At 39.7% G+C, this 7,855-nt stretch carries 15 protein-coding genes and 1 pseudogene; 11 read left to right on the plus strand and 5 right to left on the minus strand.

The features are described 5' to 3' along the window. The 8 genes and pseudogenes from PX484_RS01010 to PX484_RS01045 form a co-directional block, all read left to right on the plus strand. On the plus strand, positions 1-1,494 hold a 1,494-nt coding region (locus PX484_RS01010), incomplete at its 5' end, for a CHAT domain-containing protein (protein WP_288102678.1). Further along, entirely contained in the window at positions 1,475-1,762 is a 288-nt protein-coding gene (locus tag PX484_RS01015) for a BrnA antitoxin family protein (protein ID WP_287664465.1), read from the plus strand. The genes PX484_RS01010 and PX484_RS01015, both read left to right, overlap by 20 nt. A 161-nt stretch (positions 1,763-1,923) precedes the next feature. Continuing rightward, on the plus strand, positions 1,924-2,214 hold the full coding sequence (locus tag PX484_RS01020; protein WP_287764933.1) for a nucleotidyltransferase family protein: 291 nt from the start codon (positions 1,924-1,926) through the stop codon (positions 2,212-2,214). After that, positions 2,204-2,557 (plus strand): annotated as a pseudogene (locus PX484_RS01025) (HepT-like ribonuclease domain-containing protein). Before PX484_RS01020 ends, PX484_RS01025 begins: the two are co-directional and overlap by 11 nt. A 247-nt stretch (positions 2,558-2,804) precedes the next feature. Further along, positions 2,805-3,011 carry a hypothetical protein gene (locus PX484_RS01030; protein WP_002763776.1) on the plus strand — a complete coding sequence of 69 codons (207 nt, stop codon included), beginning with the start codon at positions 2,805-2,807 and terminating at the stop codon, positions 3,009-3,011. Then, positions 3,001-3,411: a putative toxin-antitoxin system toxin component, PIN family gene (locus tag PX484_RS01035; RefSeq protein WP_287764931.1), complete on the plus strand. Its 411-nt coding sequence runs from the start codon at positions 3,001-3,003 to the stop codon at positions 3,409-3,411. Before PX484_RS01030 ends, PX484_RS01035 begins: the two co-directional genes overlap by 11 nt. Before the next feature lie 129 nt (positions 3,412-3,540). Continuing rightward, the gene (locus PX484_RS01040; RefSeq protein WP_004268823.1) at positions 3,541-3,879 is read left to right on the plus strand and encodes a UPF0175 family protein; all 339 of its coding nucleotides are present in this window, start codon (positions 3,541-3,543) and stop codon (positions 3,877-3,879) included. Beyond that, the gene (locus PX484_RS01045; protein WP_287664473.1) at positions 3,872-4,231 is read left to right on the plus strand and encodes a type II toxin-antitoxin system RelE/ParE family toxin; all 360 of its coding nucleotides are present in this window, start codon (positions 3,872-3,874) and stop codon (positions 4,229-4,231) included. Before PX484_RS01040 ends, PX484_RS01045 begins: the two co-directional genes overlap by 8 nt. Before the next feature lie 119 nt (positions 4,232-4,350). Here PX484_RS01045 and PX484_RS01050 read toward each other — a convergent pair whose 3' ends face one another. Together PX484_RS01050 and PX484_RS01055 are read right to left on the minus strand one after the other, a co-directional pair. Beyond that, positions 4,351-4,590 (minus strand): hypothetical protein, encoded by a 240-nt coding sequence (locus PX484_RS01050; RefSeq protein ID WP_045361344.1) that lies wholly within the window; start codon positions 4,588-4,590, stop codon positions 4,351-4,353. 2 nt (positions 4,591-4,592) lie between these two features. Then, the gene (locus PX484_RS01055; RefSeq protein ID WP_287764929.1) at positions 4,593-4,829 is read right to left on the minus strand and encodes a hypothetical protein; all 237 of its coding nucleotides are present in this window, start codon (positions 4,827-4,829) and stop codon (positions 4,593-4,595) included. A gap of 350 nt (positions 4,830-5,179) precedes the next feature. Here PX484_RS01055 and PX484_RS01060 point away from each other — a divergent pair, with 350 nt between their 5' ends. Continuing rightward, a complete protein-coding gene (locus PX484_RS01060; protein WP_002748168.1) occupies positions 5,180-5,425 on the plus strand; it encodes a UPF0175 family protein in 246 nt (81 codons plus the stop codon). After that, positions 5,422-5,931 (plus strand): PIN domain-containing protein, encoded by a 510-nt coding sequence (locus PX484_RS01065; protein WP_287764927.1) that lies wholly within the window; start codon positions 5,422-5,424, stop codon positions 5,929-5,931. The genes PX484_RS01060 and PX484_RS01065 overlap by 4 nt, the downstream gene beginning before the upstream one ends. A gap of 129 nt (positions 5,932-6,060) precedes the next feature. Here the strand turns inward: PX484_RS01065 and PX484_RS01075 are convergent, their stop codons facing one another. The 3 genes from PX484_RS01075 to PX484_RS01085 form a co-directional block, all read right to left on the minus strand. Continuing rightward, positions 6,061-6,414 (minus strand): immunity protein CdiI family protein, encoded by a 354-nt coding sequence (locus PX484_RS01075; protein WP_043997966.1) that lies wholly within the window; start codon positions 6,412-6,414, stop codon positions 6,061-6,063. A 5-nt stretch (positions 6,415-6,419) separates the two neighbouring features. Beyond that, positions 6,420-6,836, minus strand: coding sequence for a hypothetical protein (locus PX484_RS01080; protein ID WP_287764924.1), 417 nt, complete (start codon positions 6,834-6,836; stop codon positions 6,420-6,422). Positions 6,837-7,082: 246 nt separating this feature from the next. Continuing rightward, entirely contained in the window at positions 7,083-7,520 is a 438-nt protein-coding gene (locus tag PX484_RS01085; protein ID WP_002751838.1) for a hypothetical protein, read from the minus strand. A 229-nt stretch (positions 7,521-7,749) separates the two neighbouring features. On the opposite strand from PX484_RS01085, the gene PX484_RS01090 reads away from it, so the two are divergent. After that, positions 7,750-7,855, plus strand: a 106-nt coding sequence (locus PX484_RS01090) for a type II toxin-antitoxin system Phd/YefM family antitoxin (protein WP_502882686.1), incomplete at its 3' end; no start/stop codon positions are given.

The raw sequence follows: 7,855 nt of genomic DNA on the forward strand, positions 1-7,855 counted from the left end.
CAGCTAATCTGGATAGCTGATGGGGTAGCTCTCGCGATTCATCACCGCCAAATAGCCGAGCATGGTGGATTAGAGGGTATTCGAGATGAGGGGTTGCTAGAAAGCGCACTTTCCCGACCGCAAAATTTTCTGGCTTATTCTAAGTCGCCTCCTGACATGGCTTCTTTGGCAGCAGCCTACGCTTATGGGATTGTCAAGAATCACCCTTTTGTAGATGGGAATAAGAGAACGGCCTATGTGGTGACGAGGACTTTTCTCAGGCTCAATGGCTACGATCTTCAAGCTTCTAGTCAAGAAAAATACCAGATATGGATCGATCTTGCTGTTGGTAAGCTCTCAGAGGAAGAATTATCGGAAGAACTGGCACAACAGATCCGACAATTCGAGGAAAAAGTGTATAAAAATGCGGAAACTATCGGAGATAAATATCCTGAAATTGCTGAACTTTTTGAAAGTAAACCCACCGACATCGCCCAACTCCAGAAAAATATCGCTCCTGATACTCTCGTTATTCAACCCGTTCCCCTCCGCGATAAAGTCGCCCTATTTCTCGTTACTAGAGAAAAATTAATCGTTATCCAAAGCGATGCAAAAGCCGATGATTTTAATCAACTTGTCAGTCAATACCGTACCCAATTAGCCGACTATAAAAATGCCGACTACCTCGTTACCAGTAGTAAATTATACGAGATTTTAATCCGTCCCATCGAGTCCCAAATTGCCAGCAGTTCCCCGAAAAATATCGCCATCATCGCTACCGGACAACTGCGCTATATTCCCTTTGAAACCCTCTACGATAAGAAAAATGACCAAGTTCTCCTAGAAAAATATCCAATTTATTATTTAACTCGCATCTCCACATCTACCCCTCCCGCGACCGAAAGAAAACCCTTACAAGGCCTAGCATTTGCTAACCCTAAACCCACCCAAGAAGAACTTAAAGGCACAGAAATAGAAGCAGAAACTATCAGCAAAATCTTTCCGGGAAGTGAAAAATATCTCGGTACAAATGCAACTCTAGATATATTCAAAAAACAAGCCTTTCGCTTCTCGATTTTACACTTAGGAACTCACGGCTGTTTTGACCTCGCTGGCTGTCCTAATTTGGGTATGCAAGCTAATACTATTCTTTTCGCAAATAATCAACAATATAACATCGCTGATGCTGCATTATTAGGCTTAAAAAATACCGAATTAATCACCCTGAGTGCCTGTCAAACCGCCAAGGAAGCCAACGCAGACGGTCAGGAAATTTCAGGACTTGCTTACGTCTTAGAAAGAGCCGGCGCTAAATCAGTAATAGCCAGTCTTTGGAATGCTGAAGATAATACCAGTGCGGAAATTATGACCCAATTTTATCAGAATCTCAAGAATGGCATGAGTAAAAGTGAAGCCATGCGACAGGCCAAACTTAGTCAAATTAAAAGCCATCCTTTCTTTTGGTCGCCCTTTATTTTGATTGGGTCTGCTAATTATGAAGAAGGGAGATTCTAATCCAGTACCGCCAGAGATACAGGCTGAAATTGACGCTCTAGCTGCGTCACAAGAGCCTATCCGCACAGAGCTGATCCCGGAGGCCACGGGAGATTGGAGCAAGGCGCAGCGTGGTGTATTTTATAGTCCGCTTAAACAGCAGATCACCCTAAGCCTTGATGCTGACCTGATAGACTGGTTCAAAACCCAGGCCACACAAGAGGAGGGGTATCAGACCAGTATTAATCGCGCCCTGCGAGAATATGTGGAAACACGGGCAAAAAAATAAACCCCCTCAAGATTGATTGAAGGGGCATTGATGGTATTTTTAGAGGCAATTTAGCCGACTTTTGTGGTTTCTTTTTCAGTGGATTTAGAGGGTTTTAGTTGGTGCTTGAGGGCTGCAGCCACAAAGCTATAATATTGATGGCAGGTTCAAGGACACACCAGATGAAACGAGATGAGGTATTGGCAATTCTAGAGGCACACCGAAAACAGTTACAAACACTGGGTGTAAAATCTTTGTCTTTATTTGGTTCAGTGGCAAGGGATGAAGCTCATGGTGATAGTGACGTGGATTTTTTAGTTGAATTTAATCAAGAAGGTGGTTTTTTTCAACTTCTGCAAGTACAGTATTATTTAGAAGATATTCTGGGATGTTCTGTGGATTTAGGAACTCAGGATACCTTAAGGGAACATTTACGAGAACCTGTGTTGGAGGATGTTATCAATGCCTTCTAGAGATTGGAGAATTCTCCTTCAAGACATTTTAGAATCTATCACTGAAATTGAACAACGTACAAAGGGAATGACGTTTGAGTAATTTGCTAAGAATCAAACAAATGTCAAAGCGGTTCTCTATGATTTTATAATTATTGGAGAAGCAACTAGAAATGTACCAAAGGAAATTCAGTCTCGCTATCCTCTTATTCCTTGGCGTTTGATGGCAGGAATGAGAAATGTTGCAACTCACGAATATTTTCAAGTTAATTTAAGTAGAGTTTGGGCAACAATTCAAGAAGATTTACCGACTTTAGTGCCACAACTACAAGAAGTGTTAGAAAGGGAAACAGAGGCTGAATAGTTGTTTAATAAGCGAAAGTAAAAAAATAAACCCCCTCAAGATTGAATGAAGGGGCATTGATGGTATTTTTAGAGGCAATTTAGCCGACTTTTGTGGTTTCTTTTTCTGTTGGTTTGGATTGCTTTAGTTGCTGCTTGAGGGTTGAAGTTGTGGCGAAGAGGTCGAGGACGATTTGAGGAACACTGTTAAATGTGATTAAATAGAGTACAATGAAAGTTGAAGATACACCTAGTTACCTAGTTAAGCCATGAAACAAGTTCTCAAAAATATTAAGGTATCGGAGATTCCTACACTAATCGCTCAGTTAGGTCTTTCTCCTGAACAAGAAGTTAATCTGACGATTGAGGAAAATTCAGAAAGTCTTATCTCAATTATGGATAAAGTCGGTAAAAAGGCTCAAGCTAAAGGTTTGACAGAAGATAAACTAACAGAACTATTAGTAGATGAATCCTAATCGAGTTGTTATAGATACCAATGTTTTTATTAGTGCTTTACTCAATCCCCTAGGAACACCCAAAAAAGTAATCAATATAGCAGTTAGTCAATTTACTATTCTCCAGAGCGAGGCAACTTATCAAGAATTGGCAACGAGAATAAGTAAAAAGAAATTTGACAAATATTTAGAAAAAGATGATAGGTTAGATTTCTTGTCGTCTCTTAAAAATAGGAGCTTATTTGTTGATATATTGCATGAAACGAGAGTTTGTTCCGATTTAGATGATAATAAATTCTTAGAATTAGCCGTGTCTGGAATGGCACAATACATGATAACAGGCGATAATGCTCTTTTAATTCTCAATACTTATCAAGGGATTCCAATTATTACTCCAGCAGAGTTTGTCGCCTTTTTCTAGTGTCACTGAGAATTTTTTGAGGGAGGAATGCAAAAAAATACCCCCCTCAAGATTGATTGAAGGGGTATTTATGGTATTTTTAGAGGCAATTTAGCCTACTTGTGTCGTTTACTTTTTAATGGCGATACAATGAAGTTACCACCACTTAATGAAACCTCTATGAGCCTCACCCTTCCTACTGAACTTCTGCAAACAGTCCAAATGACTGAAGCTCAAATGCTCACGGAAATCGCTATCATGCTCTATCAGCAGCAACGCCTTCAATTTGAACAAGCAGCCGAACTAACGGGAATGGCACTCGATGATTTCTACCAATTGCTAGTATCGCGTAATATCCTCACTCCACCCACGGATCCCGACGACGAACCAAAAGAACTCATCCTCACCAGTCTTCGTATTTCTCTTCAGCAAGCTAAAGAGGGCAAAGTACATCCCATCTCTGAACTGTGGGATGGCATAGATGACTGAAAAAATTCCCCCCATTAAGCTTCTTTTCTCCGATCAATTCAAGGATCGACTTCGCATCCTCGCCAAACGCTATCGGAGCATTCGTACTGATATACAACCCCTAATTGATGACCTTCAGATAGGCAAATTCATCGGCGATAAAATACCAGGAATAGGCTACACTGTCTTTAAAGTTCGCCTCAAAAACAGCGATATTCAAAAGAGCAAAAGTAGCGGCTATCGTGCTATCTATCAACTTAAAGACAATAGTTGTGTTTTGATGCTCCTCATCTATGCCAAATCTGACCAAACAGACATCACAGCGCAGCAAATTCAAGACATCATTAATAAGTTTGACAATTTTTATTTTTAGAAGTATTAATAGATGCCAAAAATAAACCCCCTCAAGATTGATTGAAGGGGCATTGATGGTATTTTTAGAGGCAATTTGGCCTACTTTTGTGGTTTCTTTTTCGGTGGATTGGCAGGATTTTAGTTGGCCATTGATAACAATGCCTCTTCTATTGGCTTTGGTAACTCAATAGGATGAAACCGATTCACAGAAAAAGCGTAATCTTCACCACTTTCATCAATAACCCGAATTAGACTGTTTATTTCTGCTGTCTCATCAGGGATAACGCGGTATATTTTGCCAACTTCTAGTGAAGCTTCGTAGCCTTCATTATTGAGACAAACTGCGAACTTATTTGTGGGAGATGACTCTATTTTCATGGTCAATCTAGAAACGGTAACTTGAGCTTAAATTCTTTTTTGCCGATGCCATGAGCTTCATACCAATGGACTTCAGCTAACCTTACTATACCATTGGCAAGCTGAACTTGGGCTATGCCCTTTAATTTTCTCCATTTACCTTTGCCATACTGTTTTTGCAACCGTTCCCGATTACGAATTCCTGTTCCTGTGGCAATAATCTCGATATTCGTAATATCGCTGATCATCTCAAAGTCCACGATCGAGCAAGCAATCTTAAAGAGTGGCCTTTCATTATAGCATCTATTGCCAAAAAAGAGATATAAAAAAACAAACCCCCCTCAAGATTGATTGAAGGAGTATTGATGGTATTTTTAGAGGCAATTTATCCTATTTTTGTGGTTGCTTTTTCAGTGGATTTAGAGGGTTTTAGTTGGCAACTGATAATAAAGCCTCTTCTATTGGCTTTGGTAACTCAATAGCATAAAACCGATTCTTAATGTGTAAAATGTGTAAGGGGAAGAGACGCAAAAAATAAACCTGCTCAACTGACTAAATGAAGGGGGTTATGATATCATTCCAATAGGAAGGGATAGATAGGGTTATAGCCATGAGTATTGATATCTCCGATGAAATTCTCAGTGCCACACGCATGACTGAAGCTGAGATGAGGCAGGAAATTGCGGTCATGCTCTTTCAAAAAGAGAAGCTCACCCTTGCTCAAGCGAGTCGATTTGCAGGAATGAATCGTATTGCTTTTCAACACCTACTTGCAAGTCGTCAAATTCCGGTACACTACGATGTCGAAGATTTTGAACAGGATATTAAGAACTTGCGGGAGATGGGAAGATTGTGATTGTTGTCAGTGATACATCCCCTATCAACAATCTTGCCGCCATTAATCAACTTCATCTGCTACAACAACTTTACCAAATAGTTTTTATTCCCGAAGCAGTTTATCGAGAATTAACTGAGCCTGATTTTCTGGTAGCAGGTTCAATAGAGGTACAAACCTTAGATTGGATTCAAACTCGAACGGTAACTAACCGCACAGTGATTGAAGCTCTTGCAGATGAACTAGATAAGGGAGAAGCTGAGGCTATTGCTTTAGCACTTGAGTTGGGAGCAGATCAAGTTTTGATTGATGAGCGTCGTGGTCGTAGAATTGCTGCTAGACTTAATCTTCGATACACAGGAATTCTGGGCATTTTAGTTGAGGCGAAGAATCGACGGTTAATCTCTGAGGTGAAACCCCTACTAGACGCTTTGATTGATCAAGCAGGATTTTGGGTGGCTGCACCTTTATACAGCAGTGTTTTACAGATTGTTGATGAAGAAAAAAATAAACCCCCTCAAGATTGAATGAAGGGGTATTTATGGTATTTTTAGAAGCAATTTAGCCTACTTTTGTGGTTTCTTTTTCTGATGGTTTGGATGGTTTTAGTTGGCGCTTCAGGGTTGAAGCTGCGCTAGAGCCGAAGGTGATGATACTCAAACTGTTATTTTTTGTACTGTAGATTTTTTGGTTATTTCCTTAGGATGTCTGAACAATTGACCTTCATTTTGGTAGAAAACTTCATAATCTGGGGCCAGTTCAAGACATAACTGTTTCCATAAACTAATTCCTTCTTGTTTAAAATCCATTTCAGCTTGCTGATTAGGAAAATCTGATAAAGGTGGATAGTCTTGATTTAAAGTCTTATCGTAAGTATCCTGCCATGCGTTTAAACGTTGAATGGTTGCTTGACTTAATGGTAATTCTTCAGGAGCAATGTTATCAATTTCATCTACTCCCCAAAGTGGGTAACTTCCATAATCTGCCCAAAGTTTGATTCTGATTGCCATAACTATCATTCCTGAATAAGTTTATTAATTAATCGCGTTGGAGTTGGATTAGCACTCACTAAGTAACCATTATGACTAATTTCTAGAGAAACATACTGAATAATTCCATTGATTTCTACTTGATAAATTATGCGACTTTTTCCTTGTATGCCAATAATTGTCCCCTCACTAATAGCTGTTATAATTAAATCAGGAATTTGTTCTTCGGCAATACCTCTCTGGAGGAAATCTTCTCGATGATTTTCTAGAATATGCAGTAATCCAGAACCTCTCTCTCCTCCTTTTCCTGTTTCTAGAAAAACAATTTTCCCGCTAGGATCTTTAGTAATTCTGATAATATTTTCTGGGGTATGTTTGATTGCTGCTTTTCTAAGTTCAGCAATCAGCAGTTTTTTCTGATCGTTTTTCGGATTCGACCTCATTGCCGATTATAGCTCAAGATTGTGTAAGTTGTAAGTTGTGGTGTACATAGTTGTTGTTTCTCTCAATCAATAATAAGGTTCAGTATTCAGGAAAAATGGGTAGGGTGGGCAATGCCCACCCTACTGTTCCTATATTAAAGTGCGAGCGGGCGAAAAAAACCTGTAGGGGCGAATTGCGTTCGCCCCTACTTAATGCTGCTGCCACAGGAAAAATCTTCAGGTAGAACCTGAGAACGAGGTAATATATTACCTCCATTCAACTGAGAAACCAGAACCTACTAATCGCAGATAAACGATTCTTCCGGGCAAATTTCCTTTAAAGAGAATTTTTCCGTTAATGGGGACTCTAGAAGGCATATCTCTTACCCATACTATATCACGACCTATTCCTCCAATACAGCCCTCCGATCCCGTCAATTGCTTGCCGGTAGAATCAATGATGATAGAGTCTTTGGGATAAAAATAAAGATCTCTGACTTCCCCTAAGTTTGCAACCATAAAAGTACAAACTACAGAATTATTGTCTTTATTACAATTCTGAATCTCGAAAGCAAAACCATTGCTTACACGTCTCGAATTACGGGCTTGAGCAATATCATCGTGATTCTGATAGAAGTTAGAAGATAAAGCTATAGTTAAGGCTAAAATTGGTAGCCATCTGAAAAATCCTTTTTTCATCACCATTCGCTACTCAGTACATAAGTGTTCGTCCCCTCGCAGCTAGGTGAAGCAACAACCCAACCCAACACTAAAGGCGGATAGTAGAACAATACACACTCCCCCCCCCACAACTGTATTAAAAGCTACAATTTAATAAATCTTTATATTTCTCCCCCTTCAGATTTTGGGGTTTTTGGGGAGTTCAAGAGCTTGAAATTGTACAATAAGGTTGTACAAGTCTCCCCTAAAAATCATGTTAAGCAAAGAAACCACCTACTCTCAGGCGAGAATGAATTTAGCGAGTCTCTTAGATCAGGTGTGTGACGAATCTCAAATTATCGTCATTAAGCGTCGCAATC

It is taken from the genome of Microcystis sp. M49636_WE2, assembly GCF_030065375.1.
GTDB classification, from domain to species: domain Bacteria; phylum Cyanobacteriota; class Cyanobacteriia; order Cyanobacteriales; family Microcystaceae; genus Microcystis; species Microcystis aeruginosa_C.